A 19,019-nucleotide genomic window follows, 5' to 3' on the forward strand; every position below is an offset into this window, starting at 1 on the left:
CGCAAGACCCGCAGCTTTCACACCTGGGTGAAAGCCGGAGGCGCGTCAGAGGGTCTACAGCCCCACCCAGGCTGCAAGGTGATCGAGAGTGTCGGGCGTACGGCGCGAGACGTGGACGAGGCCGCGGATCGTCTCCCGTGCCCCTGAGTGATAGCGGGTTTGCTGCGGAGCCAATCGCCGTGCCCTGACGATGGACTTCAGGGCCGCCTCCGTGCGCCCGGCCTCCATCTGGGCCCGCGCCTGATCGACGTGGAAGTGGGCTGCGCGGGAGACAGCCCAGTCGTCCGGGATCTCGAGCTCTGCCGCGTACCGCAGAGCTTTTCCGTACTGCCGCATCTCGACATGCGCCGACACCGCGTGCACCGCGACATTGGTCGGCCCGAAGGACAGCCAATGGACGTCCTTGGCTTCACCCACCTGATCGGCATAGCTGCCGGCCTCGGCCAGATGGGTCGCAACGGCATGCTCGTCGCTGGCGCGTGCGGCGATGATCGAGGCGCCGAGGTGGAGTTGTCCGGTGACCGCATGGCGTTCGTGGGTCGGCGGAGCCTGTTCCAGGATTCCGTGCCCGGAGGAGATCAGCCGCCGGCCGATCGAGTACTCACCCTCACGGAAGTAGACGAGTGCGCGCATGTACTGGCGCACCGCGCCCAGCAGGGGATCGGAGGCCCGCGCCGCCGCCCAGTCCATCCGGTCCAGCGCCACTGTCGACAGGTCGTAGTACCCGAGCTTCACCGACACGTCGTGCGCGGTGCGGTACGTGCTCGCCAGCGTGGCCCACAGCTGGGAGGACGGCGTTCGATGCGCAGCCGTCGTGATCTCTGCGATCGCAGCGGGGAGTTCGAGGGCAGCGTCGTACAGCTTCGTCGCACGGATCTGTGCGCAAAGGTGATCAGCGGAGGTCCGTAGCTGATCGGCAGGACGCGGTGTGATCTCCGGGTCGGCCCCGAGATCGTAGAGGTCGAGCGCTTCGCGGATCGGCCGGATCAGCTCGGCCAGCCGGTCCTGCTGGAGCTCGGTCACATACGGCTGCCCGGTCAGCGCCGTGACGTCGATGCACAGCGCCTTGGCGACAGCGGCCACGAGGTCGGGGCTGGCCGGTTTGTGCCCCGACTCCACCTGAGTCAGCAGGCTGTACGAGTACGGGATCCGCTGGGCCAGCCCGCGCTGAGTGAGCCCGGTTCGCTTGCGGTGGTGCGCGATCCGGGTTCCGGTGTGTTCCTCGTCGGGGAAGGGCATGAGGGCTCCATTCCGGGACTTGCTCACCGGGAACGCTACCCGTCGGGCGGATACGGAGAACGGTGAACGATGATCTGCCACCCCATCAAGCTCAGTTGCAGCCGAAGGCCGACTCGGGATGAACTGCGCCCATGACGGCGAAGACGGCGAACCAGGTCCTTTACCTGCTGGGCAGCGCGGCGCCGCCTGTGCTCAACGTCGCGGGCGTGATCGAGCAGGCGAAGGCGGCGGGTTGGGACGTATGCCTCGGCCTGACGCCGACGGCCGCGCGCTGGCTGGACGACCAACTGCCCGCTCTGGAGAGGCTCACCGGGCACCCCGTACGCTGCCAGTACAAGCTGCCCAGGGAGCCGGACGTCTGGCCACCCGCTGACGTTGCCGTGATCGCTCCTGCGACGTTCAACACGATCAACCAGTGGGCGCTGGGGATCACGGACAAGTTCATCGTCGGCTTCGCTGCCGAGGCCATCGGCAAGGGCATCCCGCTGATCACGATGCCTTGCGTGAACGTCGCCTACGTCCAGCACGTCCAGTTCGAGCGCAGCGTCGACACTCTTCGTTCGATGGGCGTCACGGTGCTCTACGGCGGAGGCGGTTTCGTACCGAACGAGCCGGGGCAAGGGCGGCCGAATGAGTACCCCTGGCACTTGGCACTGGACACTGCCTCGTCAGTTCTCTCGCCGTGACACATGGAGCAGGAACCAGCCGAGGACCGAGACCGCCCAGCGCAGCCCTCCGGCGCTGCCACGTCCGACGACACGTTGACAATGGAGCCCCATGGGAGACAACACGTTGCTCGTGGCCACGCTGACGGGAGCCACGGCGATACTTGCCAGCTGGGTGACCAGCAAGGGAAGCGCACGAGCCGCACAGGTTCAGGCCGATGCCGCGCGAGCGACGCAGCAGTCGGAGCGGACTCGTGCCTCACGGCGGACGGCCTACGCGGACGTCATTCACAGCTTTCATGCGATCGGCGAGGGATTCCGCGACATCATGCCGGCCGTGGCTGTCGCGGACGCCGCAGAACGAACCGCAGCCCTGAGAGCCCTCCAGGAGCGCCAGGCCCAGCAGCACGCGGCGATGATGCGGGCTGCCCATGTGGCCCACCTTGAAGGGCCGGATGAAGTTGCCCGGGCCGCGCGCAGGATGGAGGACGCATCGACTCGGGTGTACTTGGCGATCGGCGCGATGGCTGACGAGGCCGCGATCTACAGTCCCGAATTCGACGAGGGATACAGGGAGTTCTGGCAGGCGCTGGATGATTTTGTCGCCGTCGCCAGGGAAGCTCTTGGGGCTGTGCAGCCGGATGTGTCGCAAGAGTAGTTGCAGGGTCAGACATCTAAGTGGTCGGCTCCGGAAGTCCTTCGGGGGTTGACACCGGAGCCGGTCGTGGGCGCCGCCGCTCAGGTGTCGAGGTGATGAGGATCGGTGATTTGGGTCCGGTTCGTTTCGAGTGATGCTCGCGATCAAGTGGTGAGGGCGTAGTTCCGCTGGGCGGGGGTGGTGTAGGGGCGGCCGTGCTCGCGGGCGGCGTGGAAGCACCAGGCCCTGCCCCTGACCTGCGGATCCTGTTGTTCCGTCAGCTCCTGTGCGGAGCCAGTCGATCATGATTGAATGCTGCGCGTCGCGGTGCTCGGGGTGCTGATGCCGCGCGCGCCCGCTCTCTCTTCGTGATGTGACGCGGGTCATATCGGACCCATGTCACGAACGGAAGGGCAGCTTGCGTCTGGTGGTCGTCCGCACAGCGGGAACGACCGACACGAAAGAGACGGCAGAGCGATGAACACGACAGCAACGCAACAGCACGAGGTCCTGGTCCTGGGAGCCGGCTACGCCGGGCTCTCCGCCGCGATCCAGCTCGCGGCCCGCACCAGGAAGCGTGGGAACCTGCGAGTGACGCTGGTCAACCCCTACGTCAACTTCACCGAGCGGCTCCGACTGCACATGACCGCCACCGGCCAGGAGACGGCCGAGATGAACATCCCGGAGCTGCTGGACGGCACCGGCGCCGCCTTCGTCCGCGGCTGGGTCACAGCCGTGGACGCCGAGGCGAAGACCGTCCGGATCGACGACGACCGGGTCCTGCGCTACGACACCCTGGTCTACGGCCTGGGCAGCATCGCGGAAACCGTCGCCGTCCCCGGCGTGGACGACCACGCGTACACCCTCAACAGCCCGGAGGACGCCGCCCTTTTCGCCGACCGGCTGACCCGGCTCGACGGCGGGACCGTCGTGGTCGGCGGCGGCGGCCTCACCGGCGTCGAGGCCGCCGCGGAGATCGCCGAGCGGCACCCGGAGCTCCAGGTGGTGCTGCTGGGCCGGCAGGAGCCGGGCGCGAGCCTGCACCCGAAGGCCAAAGCCCACCTGGACGCGGCGCTCGCCCGGCTCGGCGTGCGGGTGCGCAGCGGCGTCGAGGTGGCCAAGGTACTGCCGGACAGCGTCGAGCTCTCGGACGGCTCCGGCGTCCCGGCGGCCGCGGTGCTGTGGACCAGCGGCACCCGCGTCTCGCCGCTGGCTGCCACCGCGGGCCTGACCGTCGACGAGCGCGGCCGTGTGGTCACCGACAGTGCGCTGCGCTCGGTCTCCCACCCGGATGTCTACGCCGTGGGCGACGCGGCGGCGATCCGTCAGGGCTACGGCGTGATGCACGGGACCTGCCAGGGCGGCATGCCCACCGGCGTGCACGCGGCCCTCTCGATCCTGCGGGTGCTGGCCGGCAAGGAGCCCAAGCCCTTCCGCTTCGGCTACTACCACACACCCGTCAGCCTGGGCCGGAACGACGCCGTCGTGCAGTTCACCCACCCCGACGACAGCCCGCGCCGGCTCATGCTGACCGGCAAGCGGGCCGCGAAGTACAAGGAGACGGTCACCGCCGCGCCGTGGCCGACCTTCGCCCGCATGAAGAAGATGCCCGCCTCGGGCGCGTTCTGGCCGCACGGCGGCCGCTACACCCGGATCCGGAGCGCCAAGTGACCCAGCCACAGCAGGCCGGCCCCGACCAGCTCGCCTTCCAGCAGTACCGCACCCTGCTCTTCTCCGTCGCCTACCGCCTCCTCGGCACCGCCGCCGACGCCGAGGACGTGGTCCAGGACGCCTGGCTCAAGTGGTCGGCGGCCGACCGTTCCCAGGTCGCCGACCCCAAGGCCTATCTGACCCGGATCGTCTCCAACCTGGCGATGGAACGGCTTCGTTCGACCCGCCACCAGCGCGAGACCTACGTCGGACCGTGGCTCCCCGAGCCGATCCTCACCAGCCCGGACACCGCCGACGGCGTCGCCACGGCGGACTCGGTCTCCATGGCCCTGCTGGTCGTCCTGGAGACGCTGAGCCCCCTGGAGCGCGCGGTCTTCGTGCTGAAGGAGGTCTTCGCCTTCAGCTACGCGGAGATCGCGGAGGCGGTGGAACGCTCGGAGACAGCAGTCCGGCAGGCCGCGCACCGCGCCCGCGAGCACGTCCAGGCCCGCCGGCCCCGTTTCACCGCGGACCGCGCCCGCCAACGCGACGTCACCGAGCGCTTTTTCGCGGCGGCGACGGGCGGCGACATCAACACCCTCATGGAGCTGCTCTCCCCGGACGTGACGCTGTGGACCGATGGCGGCGGCAAGGTCCGCCAGGCCCTCAAGCCGGTCGTCGGCCTGGAGACCGTGGCCCGTTGGTTCGCCGCGCTCGGCACCGTGACCTACCAGGGCATCGAGCCCGGGCAGATGCGGGCAGAACTCACCTGGATCAACGCCGGCCCGGGCGTGGTCTTCCGCGGCCCGGGCCGCGTGGTCGCCACGCTGACTTTCGACTTCGACCCGGAAGGCCGCATCTCGACCATCCACAACGTGGCCAACCCGGACAAGCTCCACGCCGTCGCCGACGGCACTCGGCACGAACTCTTCTGAGTTGCCCGATCATTGTCGACGCCCTCCGGAATCCCCGTGAGCGCCCGGGTGGCGCGGATGCGCGGCACCGGTCGGATCATCGTGACCCAACCGGCCTTCCCCCAGGGTGTGTTGAGGTAATCCTGACGACTACTGTGGGGGTGTGTGGATGTCGATGTCGGTGATGAGGCTCCCGCCGTCCGCGTCGAGGATTCCGCACAGGCGGTTGACCGGCGTGTACAGGGGCCTGGCGTCGGATTCGATGCCGTCTTCGTCTTCGAAGTCGAAGAGCCGGTCGAACGGCACGGTGACGAACGGCCACACGGCCGGGTCGGCGTCGGCGGAGTCAGGGTGGTACTGCCACTGGGTGCCGCAGGTGCGGTTGTGGACCTCGCCGACATACCAGGCGGCCGTCTGGAGGAAGTCGCTGCCGCGTTCCTCCCATGCCTGGTCGCTGCTGGTGCAGCGGGAGCGAACGAGGGCCTCCAGGCGCTCAAGGGAGCCGGGGGTGAAGTCCCAGTCCCCGTCGTGCCGCTGGGCCCATGCGGGGAACTCTTGCTGCTGGATCTGACGCCAGGCGTCCAGGACGGGGTTGCTGGAGCGTACGCGGTCCAGCTCGGCCAGTTCCTGGTACTCGTCGTCGGTCATCTCCATACCGGCCGACCCTACCCGGCACCTCTGACAGTGCGGCAGCGGCCCGTACGTCGCGCCCCAATTGGGTTGCATTCACAGAGAGTTCAGGTACTAGGCTGCCTCGTTGGCGGTGTCATGTCACGGGGGCTCACACCGCTCTCACCTGTCCCCAGGCCCCCGCAGGTAAGGGACAAAGCACTTGAAAACCATACGTTCACGCGTGAGGGCACGCCTGGCATCGGCTGTCGCGGTCGCCGCCGCGGCAACCCTCGCGTTCACCGGCCTTCCGGGCCTGACCTCCAGCGCGGATGCCGCACCGAAGCCGCCGAACCCGGGCATGCTCTGCCGCGACTACTTCGATCTCGCGGAAGATCTCGTTGCCATCGTGGAGATGCCCGACGGGGATGCGTCGCGGGCGAAGTCCCAGTGGGACACCTACGAGTACGAGAACCCGGGCAAGAAGTGGGACGGTCTTCAGGGGCCGTCCGAGGCGGACTACAAGCGCCTGGAGCTGGAGACCAAGGAGCCTCCGAAGTCCCGGCCGGTCGACCGGGTCTGGTGGAAGTGGATCCGGGCCAGCAAGAAGAACCCGAACGCGTTCGGGGACTTCACCTACTGGCGCGACATCATCCTGATCAAGAACGCCGGGAACGACCCGCGCGGCAAGGCGTTCGAGAAGAAGATCATCAAGGAACACGGGCTCGTCGGCGACGACTGGATCTGCCAGAAGGAGTTCGACTTCACCGACCCCGACACCGGCAAGACCCACCGGCGCCAGGCGGACGTCTGGAACAAGAGCACCGGACAGCAGCTGGAGATCAAGTCCAACGGGCACCCGGACCCCAAGCAGAAGCCCGGCGACATCGCCTGGTCCAAGCAGAAGGAAAGCCCGGTCAAGTCCCTGAAGTACGTCTTCGCCGAGCCGCAGGAGAAGTCCGCCAAGGACCACCTGAACGAGCTGAAGAAGAACGCCCCGGGCAAGGTCACCGAGTACAACTACCGCTCCCGCAAGGCCGAGCTGGCCCCGGGCGGCGGCGTGCGGGACAAGTCGACCACCATGCAGCCCCCCGGATCCAAGGGGGTGACCGGCGGCGGCGCGCAGGACCTGATCCGCGAGTCGCGCCCGAACCCGAAGGACATGAAGGAGTTCCTGGACCGCAAGAACGCGGCCGACCCCAACCGGCTCCAGCCCAAGGGGCCCGGCGGGGTGGACTTCACCACCCTGGAGCTGCGGTACATCGGCAAGCCGGTCAAGGGCAAAGGCGTCGACTACAGCTTCTCCGCCAAGGAAGTCCCCGAGGACACCGCCGGCTGGGGAGGCAAGGAAAAGGCGCAGCTCATCAACGACGCGTTCTTCACCTGGCTCGCCCTGACCCCGGAGAAGTTCTGGGTCAACCTCAACCCGGACCAGCCCGACAAGATCATGGACAGCGCGTTCGGGAAGACCGACGCCGGACGGATCCTGCTGGAAGCCGACCTGGAGCTGAAGAGGGACTTCGCCGATGCGATGAACCCGAAGAAGCGCCCGGAGGCCGACCAGTACTGGAAGTCGCTGCCCCGCAACGCTGAGGGCATTCCCTGCTGGTTCCAGGTCCGCAACTGGATCGAGCCGGACACCGCGGTCGTCCGCGAGGAGAACGGCGGCATCCACATCCTGGACACGCCGCTGAAGGTCAAGGCCCAGTACCTGAAGATCGACAACATGCCGGGCGACCCGTACCTGTGCGAGTTCAACGAGGCCGAGAAGAAGGCCACCGAAGACCGCATGAACCGGCTGATCATGCCCGAGGTCGAGAGGCGCGTGAACAACGACCCGCGCTACGCCGAACTGCGCCGCGTCTACACGGCCCGGGTAGCGGCGGAGTTCATCCGCCAGCAGGACGCCAAGACCCCCACCGACTACCACAAGGTCATCAACAGCAACGACGTCTCCTCGTGGCCGCTGCGCGGCGAGAACAAGGACTGGACGCGGGAGAGCGTGTACCAGGCGTACCTGAAGTCGCTGCGTGAGGGCGAACAGCAGTGGGAGCACGACGCCGGCGGCGGCCCCTACACCATCAGCGTGGGCGGAGTGGACTTCTCCAAGCAGCCCAAGCGGAACATGACCAAGCCCCGCTTCGACACCGAGCACCGCTACCTCCCTCGCGAGACGAAGTCATCGGTGCGCACGCTGACGGACAACGCCAAGGACGGCGAGAAGAACCTTCTGCTCCTGGGCGGCAACACCGTCGCCTCCGACCTCTCCGGCGGCGGCGACACCCCGGACCCGACGCCGACTCCCACGCCGACGCCGACCAAGCCGGGTGAGCCGACGGACAAGCCCACCGACCCCACCACGCCCCCGGCTACCGGCGGCAGCAGCGGCGGCACGGGCGGGAAGGACCCGCATGGCGACCTCGCCGACACCGGCTCCAGCACGCCGGTCGGAATGATCGCCGGACTCGCCGCAGCCCTCGCGGCCATCGGCGGCGGCCTGGTGTGGTGGAAGCGCCGCCGCACCGCCGACCAGGAGTAGTCGGACCACAGCGCTTTCATAGCGGCTTCGGCCCCGCACCCTACGACTACGACTGGGTGCGGGGCCGAAGCCGTCTATCAGTTCACTCCGCCAGTGCGGGACGGGCCACCGGCATGTTGCTGTACGACAGGTAATGGGCGTCCCATGTCTTCCCAGGTCAACGTGCGGTCTGCTGCGGGGGGATTGCTCGATCAGGGACGCAGGTGGGTCAGCAGTTCGTCTGCGGCAGGGTAGGGACGTTCCTGGGGCAGCAGGCGGGCCGCCGAGTCGAGGTTGCCACTGCGTACGAGCGTGTGGATCTCGTGGGCGAGTGGGGTCATGTCGCGGATGGTGACTGTCCATTCGTCGGCGTAGCGTCGTGCGGCCTCGCCAGAGAGGCCGAGTTGAAGGGAGCGGTGCGGCAGGGGTTGCAGGTGCAGGTCCCGCTCGGGGTCCCACTGGATACGAGTGGGCACGCTCTTCAGCTGACGCTGCCAGGTGGCGCGGTCGGGGTGTACCCCGCGGACGTAGCTCGACAGGCACGCGTTGCGCAGCGCCCACTCGAAGCCGTCGCGGGCGATCTCAACGGCGAGGACGGTCTCCTGACCGGCCTTAGTGGCCCAGCCACAGCGGTACATCATCCACAGGAATGACGGTTTGATCCACGTCATCCGGTCCCGCTTCCACATGGCGGGAAAGCGGCCCTCGCGGACGGCGGGCAGGCCGATGTCCGGGGAGTACGCCTGATAGACGGTGATCGTGGATGCTGCGTAGACCGCCCGGATCCGGCGTTGCGGTTCTTCCATGACGTACAGCGTGGAGCTGACCGGTCCGGGCAGCCACCGATTTTCGACCGCCCTTTGCCCCCCGCGGAGGCCTGGCCGCAGCACTGTGCCAGTTGCCAGTACCACGGCCGTCCTCTTCAAGCACCAGGACTCGTGCCACCGGCTACTTGTCCGTTGCCTCCTGAGCCGGCGTGAGACCCGTCGGGCAAGACGCCCCCAGTTCGTCTCGAACGGGTCACCTGGCTTGACCCCCGTCCCGCCGATCCCCCAGTACCCCGCGTCACGGGCCTCGCCAGATGTTGTCGAAGGCCGCATCTTCGATGCTTCGCCGTTGCCGTACGGCCTCCAGTTCCATCACTGCGTCGTTGACGGTGGCCAGTACGGTCACGACGGTGTCGTCGGAGAGCTGCAGGGAGTCGTCGGTCGGCTCACGGATTCCCAGGGCTGCCCCGAGGGCGGCGAGGACGGGCTCGCCCGACGTCCAGCGGGCGGCTGCCTGGCGACGGGCCGGTGAGTCGACCAGTGCCGTTCCGTCGGTCCGGAGAGGTATCCAGCGATGGCGTTGCCGAGTGACCTGTCCTTCCGCCTCCAGGTCGGCGAGATAGGTCGAGGACAGGCCACGGCCTCGGCGCCACAGCCACTCCTCGACGGACTCGTACGGCGCCTGCCGGCTGAGCGACGACGCTGCATCGTGCAACAGGCGATCAGCTACTGCCGACGGCGGGCCGGGCACGATGCGGTCGCCGTCCAGTGTGAGGGCCTCGGCGTCGACGAGGTCGACCAGTTCGGCTCCCGCGAGGGCGAGTGACAGGTCGCCCTGCTCGACGGGACGGCCGGACGCGACGTCCATGGTGACGATCAACAGGTCACGCGGTGTGGTCATGACGGCTCCCTCTCGGAGGCATGGGTGGCGATCGTGGCCGCCAGGAGGCCGGCACCCCCAATAGCGGCTCCGCATCCGGCACTTCGGTGACGTCAGCCTTATGCCTTGGCCACGCCGATCGGGCACGAAACGCCCGTCCCGCCGATCCCGCAGTACCCCGCCGGGTTCTTGTCCAAGTACTGCTGGTGATATCCCTCGGCAGGCCAGAACGTCCGGCCCTCCGCCGGCAGCAGTTCCGTCGTGATCGTGCCGTACCCCGAGCCCGTCAGGACCTTCTGGTACGCCTCCCGTGACGCCTCCGCGGCCGTTGCCTGGGCCTCCGAGTGGGTGTAGATCGCCGAGCGGTACTGCGTGCCCACGTCATTGCCCTGGCGGAAGCCCTGCGTCGGGTTGTGGGACTCCCAGAACAGCTTCAGCAGTGACTCGTACGAGACGATCTTCGGGTCGAAGACGACGCGCACCGCCTCCGTGTGGCCCGTCAGGCCCGAGCAGACCTCTTCGTATGCGGGGTTCGGGGTGTGGCCGCCCTGGTAGCCGACCAGGGTTGTCCAGACGCCTTCCGTCTGCCAGAACTTGCGCTCCGCGCCCCAGAAACAGCCCAGGCCGAAGTCCGCGATCTCCATACCCTCCGGGTACGGGCCCAGCAGCGGGTTGCCCAGCACCGTGTGGCGGTCGGGGACGGTGAGTTCGGGCACGGGGCGGCCGCGCAGGGCCTGGTCGGGGGCGGGGAGCTCGGGGGTGCGGCGGGACAGGAACATGCGGGGCTCCTCGGGGTGTCGGGTCCGTACAAGGGAACGTACGGACCCCGCCGGGCATTCCTCAGCCTGCCCTCGCGGACCGCCGAGGTGCGCAGCTCCCAGTCCTTGTCGGTGGCCGGGCTGCGACCTGCGGAGTCAGCGCAGGAGCGTCGCCGGGGTCCCGCCGTTCGCCTCGTACCCCGCCACCGCCAGGTTCCGGTGCACCGTGTACGTCGCCGCCGGGTCCCCGCTGTGCGTCCACGGCAGCGCGCCGATGTGGCCGTCCACCCGCACCAGCTGGTTCATCGCCTCGGCCCACCGCTCCGACCGTACGAGGAAGAGGATCAGCAGATGCCGTACGTGCGCGAGCATCGGGTCGTCGGCGCGGGCGGAGTGCACCGCGAACAGCGCGCCCTCCATCGCCTTGGTGACCACCGCGCTCTGGTAGAAGCCCTGCACCAGAATGACGTCCGGGATGTGCTCGTACACCGCGAACAGCGGCAGCGCGGCGAGCAGTGAGCCGTGCGGAGCGCGCGCCGCGGCCGTCGTCGCGAAGTGGTCGGCCTCCTCGCGCGAGCCGTGCCACTTCTCGCACAGGTAGTGCAGCGCGGCCAGATGCGCGCCCATGTGCTCCGGCGCCCGGTCGATCACCTTCGCCCACACCTGGTCGAACTGCTCGTTGGAGTAGCCGAGTCCACGCGCGACGGCGAGTTCCACGATGTACGGGATCGGGTCTCCGGGCGACAGCAGTGCCGCCTCGCCGCAGACGGTACGGGCCTCCTCCAGGATGATCCGGAAGTCGTCCGTCCCCGCCGACGACGACCGCCACGCCTGCTGCACCAGGAACTCGGCGTGCACCTGCGCGGCGCCCGCGTCCTTCGAGGACTCCGAGCGCCAGTCGCGCAGCCACGCGCCACCGGCACCCGGCTTCTGCTGGAGCTCCAGCGAGGCGGCCCCGGCGAAGGCCTGGACGCGCTGCCAGCGCACCTCGCCCTCCTTCGGCGTCCCGGCCAGCAGCTGGGCGGCGGCCCGCCAGTCCTGGGTGTGCTGGACGACATCGAGTACGTCGAGGAGGTCCTGGTCCGGTCCCGGCAGCCGGATGTCCAGCTCTTCCTGCCGTACGAATCCGTACGTGTCCGGGTCGGCGGCGTCGGGCGAGCCGGGGGCGACCTGGCGTATGCCGGAGCGGTGCCGCATCACGTAAGGACCGATGATCATGGCCAGCAGGCCCATCGCGAACAGGAACCAGAGAATCTCCATGGCCCCATTGTCCCGGACGGCGACCGGGGCGGGCCACGCCCGGGGCCGTACCGGGACTACGCTCGGGCCTCATGAGTGACCAGGACAGTTTCCACAACTTCGAGACCCGCGCCATCCACGCGGGCAACACCGCGGATCCGCTGACCGGCGCGGTCGTCCCGCCGATCTACCAGGTGTCCACCTATAAGCAGGACGGGGTGGGCGGCCTGCGCGGCGGCTACGAGTACAGCCGCAGCGCCAACCCCACGCGCACCGCGCTGGAGGAGAACCTGGCGGCCCTGGAGGGCGGCCGGCGCGGGCTCGCCTTCGCGTCCGGACTCGCGGCGGAGGACTGCCTGCTGCGTACGCTGCTGGCGCCGGGCGACCATGTGGTGATCCCGAACGACGCGTACGGCGGCACCTTCCGGCTCTTCGCGAAGGTCGTCTCGCGCTGGGGCGTGGAGTGGTCGGTGGCCGACACCTCCGACCCGGCGGCGGTGCGCGCCGCGGTCACCCCGAAGACGAAGGTGATCTGGGTCGAGACCCCCTCCAACCCGCTGCTCGGCATCACGGACATCGCGGCCGTGGCGGCCGTCGCCCGGGGCGCGGGCGCGAAGCTCGTCGTCGACAACACCTTCGCCAGCCCCTATCTGCAGCAGCCGATCGCGCTGGGCGCGGACATCGTCGTGCACTCCCTCACCAAGTACATGGGCGGGCACTCGGACGTCGTCGGCGGTGCGCTGATCGCGGCGGACGAGACGGTGGGCGAGGAACTGGCGTACCACCAGAACGCGATGGGCGCGGTGGCCGGGCCTTTCGACGCGTGGCTGGTGCTGCGCGGCATCAAGACGCTGCCCGTGCGCATGGACCGGCACAGTGAGAACGCCGCGCGCGTCGCCGAGATGCTCACCGAGCACCCCAAGGTCACCAGGGTCCTCTACCCGGGACTGCCCGAGCACCCGGGCCACGAGACCGCGGCCAAGCAGATGAAGGCTTTCGGCGGCATGGTGTCGTTCCAGGTCGCGGGCGGCGAGGAGGCGGCGGTCGAGGTCTGCAACCGCGCGAAGCTCTTCACGCTGGGCGAGTCCCTGGGCGGCGTCGAGTCGCTGATCGAGCACCCGGGCCGGATGACGCATGCGTCCGTGGTGGGTTCGGCGCTGGAGGTCCCGGCGGACCTGGTGCGTCTGTCGGTGGGCATCGAGTCGGGCGACGACCTGCTGACGGACCTCAAGCGGGCGCTGGGCTGACCTGAACCCAAGCGGGCGCTGGGCAGGCCTGACCCAAGCGGGCGCCGGGCCGGCCTGGACCCAAGCGGGCGCTGGGCCGACCGCGCCCGTACCGCCTTCGCTCCGACCCCGGTCGCCGGGCGGGCTTGCTCTCGAGCCCGTCCGGCGAACGGCGTCACGCGTAGAGGTGTCAGGCCGGGACCTTCTCGTCCTCCAGAGACTCGCGGATCTGCGCGCGCAGTTCCAGGCTGTCCGTGTGCTCGTGAACGGAGACCGCGTGTTCGCTGGCGGCCCGTACGACTTCCTCTTCCTCGCCGGTGATGGTGAGGGAACAGTTCATTACACTCGGGAACTTGCGGCAATCGGCGACTTTCCTGGTCATGACGGCCTCCTGAGCTGGGTCTGTGCGGCGCTTCCCTCCAGCATAGATCCGCCCAGATCAGCGCAGATCAGCCCAGCTCCGGCGAATCGGGCCGATCGCCCCAAAATGGAGCGTGCTACCAGCCCTCCAGTGGCGGCGTCGTCTCCGACGGCGGCGTGAGCCATGGCTCCGCCATCGACGCCCAGACGGCGAATGCGATCGCCGCCACCACCAGCAGCGTCCATGCCGCGCGGCGCAGCGCCCGGTGGCGGCGCAGCAGCCGGCTGCCGTGTTCGGTGGCGCGGGCCGCCAGATCGGCGGGGACCGGGGGATGCCGGGTCTCCAGCATCCGGCGGACCTCGTCCTCCTTGCGGTCCGGCCGGTTCATGACGCCGCCTTCACCGGAGCGCGCGGCGGCCTCGGCGGGGTGCTGCGCATCGTCGCGATGGCCCGGGCGCAGATCGCCCGGACCCGTTCCACCGGCAGTCCGATCAGCGCCGCCGTCTGCGCCTCGGCGACCCCTTCGTACAGCCGCAGTACCAGGATCAGGCGCTCCTGCGGAGTGAGGCGTTCCAGTACTCCGCCGTGCGCCTTGTGACAGCGCCAGGCGTTGCGGGCGAAGCGGGCGGCCAGCTCCTGGCGGGTGCGGTCGTACGGGTCCTCGCCGCGCAGCCGGTCCCAGTCCGCGTACGTACGGGCCAGTGCGGCCGTCAGCAGCTGCTGGGCGTGCGGGTTGATGCCGGGCGTCTCGGCCGTGAGCAGCGTGGCGGCATGCAGCAGCCGGCCGGCCGCGCCCGCGACGAACGCCTCGAACTCCCGGGCGCGGCGACGCGTCAATGTCGTCTGCCGCTCGCTCACGTCCTCATGAAGGAGCAGATACGCCCCCGGGTCAAGAGGCCGGCGGCGTCTCCGTGTCCACGGACGGCAGACCCGCCTGGCGGGCGGAGAGGGCGGTGTTGAAGCGGGTGAGCAGAGTGCAGAACGACTCGCGCTCCGTCTCCGTCCAGCCGTCCGTCACCTGGGCCATCAGCTCGCGCCGTGACGAGCGGACCTCTTCGAGCCTGGCCTGGCCGCGCGGGGACAGCTGGAGCACGACCGCGCGGCCGTCCTCCGGGTGCGAGGTGCGCTTGACCAGGCCGGTGTCGACGAGCGGAGCGACCTGGCGGGTGACGGTCGAGGAGTCGATGCCCATCCCGGCGGCCAGCGCCTTGACGCCCATCGGGCCTTCCCGGTCGAGCCGGTTGAGCAGCAGGTAGGCGGCGCGGTCCATGGAGTTGCGGACCTGGCCGACCCCGCCGAGCCGCGTCTGTTCCGCGCGGCGTGCGAAGACGGCGACCTGGTGCTGGAGGGCATCGAGGAGGCCGGGGTCGAGATGAGTCGTCATGTCCTGAGAAGTGGGCATGGCTGCGGTGGCTCTCTCGTGCGGTGGTCGGTTGGTGGGGGACAGAGTACGCGGCAACGACCCGGTGCGTACCAGCGCTGCGCAAAGCCGTGGGCAAGCATCGGACCCGGGCGGATGCCAGGCCGGTGAGCTGCGAGACTTGCTGTCATGAGCTTCAGCAGGCCTGGCACCTTGCCGCCCGTCATCCTCGACGACGTCCGCGGGGCGCAGAAGATGCTCTCCGGCGTCGCTCGTATCACCGCGATGGAGGGCAGCAGGTATCTGTCGCAGCTGGTGGGGGCGCCCGTCCACCTCAAGTGCGAGAACCTCCAGCGCACCGGTTCGTTCAAGCTGCGCGGCGCGTACGTACGTATCGCCGGGCTCTCCCAGGTGGAGCGGGCCGCGGGTGTCGTCGCCGCGTCGGCCGGCAACCACGCGCAGGGCGTGGCGCTGGCGTCCTCACTGCTCGGGGTGCGTTCCACCGTGTTCATGCCGGCCGGGGCGCCCCTCCCCAAGGTCGCGGCGACCAGGCAGTACGGCGCCGAGGTGCGGCTTCAGGGGCAGGTCATCGAAGAGACCCTGGCCGCCGCCCAGGAGTACGCGCACGATACGGGCGCGGTCTTCATCCACCCCTTCGACCACCCGGACATCATCGCCGGGCAGGGCACGGTGGGTCTGGAGATCCTGGAGCAGTGCCCGGAGGTGCGGACGATCGTCGTCGGCATGGGCGGCGGCGGGCTCGCGGCGGGTATCGCGGTCGCGGTGAAGGCACTGCGTCCCGATGTGAAGCTGATCGGTGTGCAGGCGGAGGGCGCGGCCGCGTACCCGCCCTCGCTGGCAGCCGGGCATCCGGTCTCGATCGAGTCGCCGGCGACGATGGCGGACGGCATCAAGGTGGGCCGCCCCGGCGACGTTCCGTTCAAAATCATTGGCGATCTTGTCGACGAGGTCCGTACGGTCTCCGAGGACGCGCTCGCCGGCGCGCTGCTGCTCTGCCTGGAGCGGGCCAAGCTCGTCGTCGAGCCCGCCGGGGCGAGTCCGGTGGCCGCGCTGATGAGCGATCCGCATGCCTTCCAGGGGCCGGTCGTCGCCCTGCTGTCCGGGGGCAATGTGGATCCGCTGCTGATGCAGCGCATCCTGCGGCACGGCATGGTCGCGGCGGGCCGGTACCTCTCGCTGCGGCTGCGACTGACGGACCGCCCGGGAGCGCTCGCCGCACTTCTGGGGGCGTTGTCAGTGGTCGACGCTAACGTCCTCGATGTGAGTCACGTACGGACCGATCCGCGGCTCGGACTCACGGAGGCGGAGGTGGAGTTGCACCTGGAGACGAAGGGCCCTGAGCACTGCGAAGAGGTCACGGCGGCGCTGCGCGAGGCGGGGTACACGGTCCTGGGCTGAAGCCGGCCGGACGCGGGCCGGGACTGGGGCCGGGACTGCCGGGCCGGGCCTGCCCGGCCGGAATGCCGAACCTCTTGAGTAACGCGATACATCGCGATACGGTAGGCGTCCTGCCATGCTCCCGCCAGGCGCGGGGTGACGGGCAATCCATACTCATCCGCACGAAGAACCCACCCACCTGCCACCTTGGGAGAACCCACATGCCAGGCGCCATCTACGCCGAAGGTCTGGTGAAGACCTTCGGTGATGTACGGGCTCTGGACGGCGTCGACCTCGACGTTCCGGAAGGCACGGTCCTGGGACTTCTCGGCCCCAACGGAGCCGGCAAGACCACCGCCGTGCGCGTACTGACCACCTTGCTGCGGCCCGACAGCGGTACGGCCGTCGTCGCCGGTATCGACGTCCTGAAGCACCCGAACGAAGTCCGCCGCTGCATCGGCCTGTCCGGTCAGTTCGCCGCGGTCGACGAGTATCTGACGGGTCGGGAGAACCTTCAGATGGTCGGCCAGCTCTACCAGATGAGCGCGCGCGACGCGAAGGCCCGGGCGGTCGAGCTGCTCGAGCGCTTCAACCTCGCCGACGCCGCCGACCGCCCCGCCAAGACGTACTCCGGAGGTATGCGCCGCCGGCTCGACCTCGCCGCCGCCCTGGTCGTCTCCCCGCCCGTGATGTTCATGGACGAGCCCACCACCGGACTCGACCCGCGCAACCGGCAGCAGCTGTGGGAAGTCATCGAAGAACTGGTCAGTGGCGGTACGACGCTGCTGCTCACCACGCAGTACCTCGAAGAGGCCGACCACCTGGCCCATGACATCTGCGTCATCGACCACGGCAAGGTCATCGCCCGCGGCACCGCCGACCAGCTCAAGGCCCAGACGGGCGGCGAGCGCGTCGAGGTCGTCGTGCACCAGCCCGACCAGATCGCCCCCGCCCGCACCGTGCTGGAGCGGTTCGCCCTGGGCGGCGCCGGCGAGATCGCCGTCGCCGAGCACACCCGCAAGCTGACCATCCCGGTCACCGGCGGCGCCAAGCTGCTCGCCGAGGTCATCCGCGAACTGGACGGCCGCGGCGTCGAGATCGACGACATCGGCCTGCGCCGCCCCACCCTCGACGATGTCTTCATCTCCCTCACCGGCCACCGGGCCGAGCTCGAGGACGAGGAGAACGGCGGGGCAGCGGGCGCCGAGGATGCCACGGGCGCGAAGACCAAGAAGACCCGGAAGGAGACCGCGAAGTGACCACCACAGCGGAAGCCGCCGTCGCGGCTGCCCGGCCCCGCGGCGGCATCGTCCAGTCGGTCAACGACTCGCTCGTCGTCGCCAAGCGCAACCTCATCCGGATGATGCGCATCCCGGAGATGATCATCTTCGGGCTGATCCAGCCCATCATGTTCGTCGTTCTGTTCAGCTACGTCTTCGGCGGCTCGATCTCCGTCAACGGCAACACCTCGCCGGCCGCGTACCGCGAATTCCTGATGGCGGGCATCTTCGCGCAGACCGTCACCTTCGCCACTGCGGGTGCCGGAGCGGGCATCGCCGACGATATGCACAAGGGCCTCATCGACCGTTTCCGCTCGCTGCCCATGGCGCGTGGAGCGGTCCTCACCGGCCGTACGCTCGCCGACCTCGTGCAGACCGCGCTCACTCTGGTGGTGCTGGCGGTCGTCGCCCTGATCGTCGGCTGGCGCACCCACGAGAACATCGGCAGCGTGCTCGCGGGCTTCGCCCTGCTGCTCCTGCTCGGGTACGCGTTCTCATGGATCGGGGCGCTCATCGGCCTCTCGGTGAGGACCCCGGAGGCGGCCACATCGGGCGGTCTTATCTGGCTCTTCCCGCTGACCTTCATCTCGATCGCCTTCGTGCCCTCCGACAACATGCCGACGTTCCTGCGCACCATCGCCGAGTGGAACCCCTTCAGCGCCACCGTGCAGGCGGCCCGTGACCTCTTCGGCAATCTGCCGCCCGGCTACGTCGCGCCGGACGCGTGGCCCATGCAGCACCCCGTCTGGGCCTCGCTGCTGTGGTCGATCGTGATCATCGTGTTCTTCCGGACCCTGGCGGTGCGCAAGTACCGCTCGGCCTCCGTCTGACCCACGCAGCACGCAGAGAGGGCCGTACCGCTTCAGGCGGTCCGGCCCTCTCGTGCTCTGTCTGCCGTGCTTTGTCTGTCGTGTTCCGACTGCCGTGCTCGACTGTCGTGCTTCTGTCCGCGTCAGGCCGTGTAGGGCTTGGCCTCGAGGATCTTCACGGCGGCCTTCCTGCCGTTCGGAAGCTCGTACTCCGCGTCCTCGCCGACCTTCTTGCCGTTCACGCCGGACCCCAGCGGGGACTGCGGCGAGTACGTCTCGATGGCGGCGCTCGCGTACTCGCGCGAGGCGAGCAGGAAGGTCGTCGTGTCGTCCTCGTCGCCGTCGAAGGCGATCGTCACGACCATGCCGGGCGCGACCACGCCCTCCGCGACGCTCGGCGCCTCGCCGACCTTCGCGTTCTCCAGGAGCTGGGTCAGCTGGCGCACACGGAGCTCCTGCTTGCCCTGCTCCTCCTTGGCCGCGTGGTACCCGCCGTTCTCCTTCAGGTCGCCCTCCTCACGCGCGGCGGCGATCTTGGTGGCGATCTCCGTACGCGCGGAACCAGACAGGTACTCCAGCTCGGCCTTGAGCTGGTTGTACGCCTCCTGGGTGAGCCAGGTGACGTTCTCGCTGGTCTGGGTCACTGGTGCTCCTCGTAGGTACTGGGAATACAGCATCGCCCTACCCAGAAGGATGTGCCTCCTTGGGT

The 19,019-nt window shown here is 69.1% G+C and carries 20 protein-coding genes; 9 read left to right on the forward strand and 11 right to left on the reverse strand.

What is annotated here, in order from left to right:
- Positions 1–54 precede the first annotated feature (54 nt).
- Positions 55–1,239 (reverse strand): helix-turn-helix domain-containing protein, encoded by a 1,185-nt coding sequence (locus SLUN_RS25170; protein WP_108151930.1) that lies wholly within the window; start codon positions 1,237–1,239, stop codon positions 55–57.
- A gap of 131 nt (positions 1,240–1,370) precedes the next feature.
- On the opposite strand from SLUN_RS25170, the gene SLUN_RS25175 reads away from it, so the two are divergent.
- From SLUN_RS25175 to SLUN_RS25190, 4 genes are all read left to right on the forward strand, one after another.
- On the forward strand, positions 1,371–1,925 hold the full coding sequence (locus SLUN_RS25175) for a flavoprotein (protein ID WP_108151931.1): 555 nt from the start codon (positions 1,371–1,373) through the stop codon (positions 1,923–1,925).
- Between the two features lie 91 nt (positions 1,926–2,016).
- A complete protein-coding gene (locus tag SLUN_RS25180) occupies positions 2,017–2,562 on the forward strand; it encodes a hypothetical protein (RefSeq protein WP_108151933.1) in 546 nt (181 codons plus the stop codon).
- Positions 2,563–3,018: 456 nt separating this feature from the next.
- A complete protein-coding gene (locus SLUN_RS25185; protein ID WP_108151935.1) occupies positions 3,019–4,212 on the forward strand; it encodes an NAD(P)/FAD-dependent oxidoreductase in 1,194 nt (397 codons plus the stop codon).
- Positions 4,209–5,126: an RNA polymerase sigma-70 factor gene (locus SLUN_RS25190; RefSeq protein ID WP_108151937.1), complete on the forward strand. Its 918-nt coding sequence runs from the start codon at positions 4,209–4,211 to the stop codon at positions 5,124–5,126. Before SLUN_RS25185 ends, SLUN_RS25190 begins: the two co-directional genes overlap by 4 nt.
- A 129-nt stretch (positions 5,127–5,255) precedes the next feature.
- Here SLUN_RS25190 and SLUN_RS25195 read toward each other — a convergent pair whose 3' ends face one another.
- Positions 5,256–5,759, reverse strand: a complete 504-nt coding sequence (locus SLUN_RS25195) for a hypothetical protein (RefSeq protein ID WP_108151939.1) — start codon at positions 5,757–5,759, stop codon at positions 5,256–5,258.
- Positions 5,760–5,958: 199 nt separating this feature from the next.
- Here SLUN_RS25195 and SLUN_RS25200 point away from each other — a divergent pair, with 199 nt between their 5' ends.
- Positions 5,959–8,253: an LAETG motif-containing sortase-dependent surface protein gene (locus tag SLUN_RS25200; protein WP_257153792.1), complete on the forward strand. Its 2,295-nt coding sequence runs from the start codon at positions 5,959–5,961 to the stop codon at positions 8,251–8,253.
- Between the two features lie 191 nt (positions 8,254–8,444).
- Here SLUN_RS25200 and SLUN_RS25205 read toward each other — a convergent pair whose 3' ends face one another.
- From SLUN_RS25205 to SLUN_RS25220, 4 genes are all read right to left on the reverse strand, one after another.
- On the reverse strand, positions 8,445–9,038 hold the full coding sequence (locus tag SLUN_RS25205) for a DUF4291 domain-containing protein (protein WP_108151941.1): 594 nt from the start codon (positions 9,036–9,038) through the stop codon (positions 8,445–8,447).
- 259 nt (positions 9,039–9,297) lie between these two features.
- Positions 9,298–9,900 (reverse strand): GOLPH3/VPS74 family protein, encoded by a 603-nt coding sequence (locus tag SLUN_RS25210; RefSeq protein WP_108151943.1) that lies wholly within the window; start codon positions 9,898–9,900, stop codon positions 9,298–9,300.
- A 98-nt stretch (positions 9,901–9,998) separates the two neighbouring features.
- The gene (gene msrA / locus SLUN_RS25215; protein ID WP_108151945.1) at positions 9,999–10,658 is read right to left on the reverse strand and encodes a peptide-methionine (S)-S-oxide reductase MsrA; all 660 of its coding nucleotides are present in this window, start codon (positions 10,656–10,658) and stop codon (positions 9,999–10,001) included.
- A 135-nt stretch (positions 10,659–10,793) separates the two neighbouring features.
- Entirely contained in the window at positions 10,794–11,897 is a 1,104-nt protein-coding gene (locus SLUN_RS25220; RefSeq protein ID WP_108151947.1) for a hypothetical protein, read from the reverse strand.
- Positions 11,898–11,968: 71 nt separating this feature from the next.
- Here SLUN_RS25220 and SLUN_RS25225 point away from each other — a divergent pair, with 71 nt between their 5' ends.
- Complete coding sequence (locus SLUN_RS25225) at positions 11,969–13,123, forward strand: cystathionine gamma-synthase (RefSeq protein WP_108151949.1); 1,155 nt, start codon at positions 11,969–11,971, stop codon at positions 13,121–13,123.
- Positions 13,124–13,292: 169 nt separating this feature from the next.
- On the opposite strand, the gene SLUN_RS25230 is transcribed toward SLUN_RS25225, so the two are convergent.
- From SLUN_RS25230 to SLUN_RS25245, 4 genes are all read right to left on the reverse strand, one after another.
- Positions 13,293–13,484: a DUF1059 domain-containing protein gene (locus tag SLUN_RS25230; RefSeq protein WP_108151951.1), complete on the reverse strand. Its 192-nt coding sequence runs from the start codon at positions 13,482–13,484 to the stop codon at positions 13,293–13,295.
- A gap of 115 nt (positions 13,485–13,599) precedes the next feature.
- Positions 13,600–13,851, reverse strand: coding sequence for a hypothetical protein (locus SLUN_RS25235; RefSeq protein ID WP_108151953.1), 252 nt, complete (start codon positions 13,849–13,851; stop codon positions 13,600–13,602).
- The gene (locus tag SLUN_RS25240) at positions 13,848–14,321 is read right to left on the reverse strand and encodes a sigma factor-like helix-turn-helix DNA-binding protein (RefSeq protein WP_108151955.1); all 474 of its coding nucleotides are present in this window, start codon (positions 14,319–14,321) and stop codon (positions 13,848–13,850) included. The genes SLUN_RS25235 and SLUN_RS25240 overlap by 4 nt, the downstream gene beginning before the upstream one ends.
- Positions 14,322–14,352: 31 nt before the next feature.
- Positions 14,353–14,865 (reverse strand): MarR family winged helix-turn-helix transcriptional regulator, encoded by a 513-nt coding sequence (locus tag SLUN_RS25245; protein WP_108151957.1) that lies wholly within the window; start codon positions 14,863–14,865, stop codon positions 14,353–14,355.
- Positions 14,866–15,012: 147 nt separating this feature from the next.
- Between SLUN_RS25245 and ilvA the strand changes: the two genes are divergently transcribed.
- From ilvA to SLUN_RS25260, 3 genes are all read left to right on the forward strand, one after another.
- Positions 15,013–16,242 carry a threonine ammonia-lyase gene (gene ilvA / locus SLUN_RS25250; protein WP_108151959.1) on the forward strand — a complete coding sequence of 410 codons (1,230 nt, stop codon included), beginning with the start codon at positions 15,013–15,015 and terminating at the stop codon, positions 16,240–16,242.
- Between the two features lie 200 nt (positions 16,243–16,442).
- Positions 16,443–17,480 (forward strand): ATP-binding cassette domain-containing protein, encoded by a 1,038-nt coding sequence (locus SLUN_RS25255; protein ID WP_108151961.1) that lies wholly within the window; start codon positions 16,443–16,445, stop codon positions 17,478–17,480.
- On the forward strand, positions 17,477–18,331 hold the full coding sequence (locus SLUN_RS25260) for an ABC transporter permease (RefSeq protein WP_108151963.1): 855 nt from the start codon (positions 17,477–17,479) through the stop codon (positions 18,329–18,331). The genes SLUN_RS25255 and SLUN_RS25260 overlap by 4 nt, the downstream gene beginning before the upstream one ends.
- A 122-nt stretch (positions 18,332–18,453) precedes the next feature.
- Here the strand turns inward: SLUN_RS25260 and greA are convergent, their stop codons facing one another.
- Entirely contained in the window at positions 18,454–18,954 is a 501-nt protein-coding gene (gene greA / locus SLUN_RS25265) for a transcription elongation factor GreA (protein ID WP_108151965.1), read from the reverse strand.
- Positions 18,955–19,019 lie beyond the last annotated feature (65 nt).

This window comes from Streptomyces lunaelactis, from assembly GCF_003054555.1.
In the GTDB taxonomy this organism is placed as follows: Bacteria; Actinomycetota; Actinomycetes; order Streptomycetales; family Streptomycetaceae; genus Streptomyces; species Streptomyces lunaelactis.

Excerpts from the sequence above, each read along its gene's own strand:
- SLUN_RS25170 (WP_108151930.1), bottom strand. The coding sequence starts at position 1,239 with ATGCCCTTCCCCGACGAGGAACACACCGGAACCCGGATCGCGCACCAC.
- SLUN_RS25175 (WP_108151931.1), top strand. The coding sequence starts at position 1,371 with ATGACGGCGAAGACGGCGAACCAGGTCCTTTACCTGCTGGGCAGCGCG.
- SLUN_RS25180 (WP_108151933.1), top strand. The coding sequence starts at position 2,017 with ATGGGAGACAACACGTTGCTCGTGGCCACGCTGACGGGAGCCACGGCG.
- SLUN_RS25185 (WP_108151935.1), top strand. The coding sequence starts at position 3,019 with ATGAACACGACAGCAACGCAACAGCACGAGGTCCTGGTCCTGGGAGCC.
- SLUN_RS25195 (WP_108151939.1), bottom strand. The coding sequence starts at position 5,759 with ATGGAGATGACCGACGACGAGTACCAGGAACTGGCCGAGCTGGACCGC.
- SLUN_RS25205 (WP_108151941.1), bottom strand. The coding sequence starts at position 9,038 with ATGGAAGAACCGCAACGCCGGATCCGGGCGGTCTACGCAGCATCCACG.
- SLUN_RS25210 (WP_108151943.1), bottom strand. The coding sequence starts at position 9,900 with ATGACCACACCGCGTGACCTGTTGATCGTCACCATGGACGTCGCGTCC.
- msrA (WP_108151945.1), bottom strand. The coding sequence starts at position 10,658 with ATGTTCCTGTCCCGCCGCACCCCCGAGCTCCCCGCCCCCGACCAGGCC.
- SLUN_RS25220 (WP_108151947.1), bottom strand. The coding sequence starts at position 11,897 with ATGGAGATTCTCTGGTTCCTGTTCGCGATGGGCCTGCTGGCCATGATC.
- SLUN_RS25225 (WP_108151949.1), top strand. The coding sequence starts at position 11,969 with ATGAGTGACCAGGACAGTTTCCACAACTTCGAGACCCGCGCCATCCAC.
- SLUN_RS25230 (WP_108151951.1), bottom strand. The coding sequence starts at position 13,484 with ATGACCAGGAAAGTCGCCGATTGCCGCAAGTTCCCGAGTGTAATGAAC.
- SLUN_RS25235 (WP_108151953.1), bottom strand. The coding sequence starts at position 13,851 with ATGAACCGGCCGGACCGCAAGGAGGACGAGGTCCGCCGGATGCTGGAG.
- SLUN_RS25245 (WP_108151957.1), bottom strand. The coding sequence starts at position 14,865 with ATGCCCACTTCTCAGGACATGACGACTCATCTCGACCCCGGCCTCCTC.
- ilvA (WP_108151959.1), top strand. The coding sequence starts at position 15,013 with ATGAGCTTCAGCAGGCCTGGCACCTTGCCGCCCGTCATCCTCGACGAC.
- SLUN_RS25255 (WP_108151961.1), top strand. The coding sequence starts at position 16,443 with ATGCCAGGCGCCATCTACGCCGAAGGTCTGGTGAAGACCTTCGGTGAT.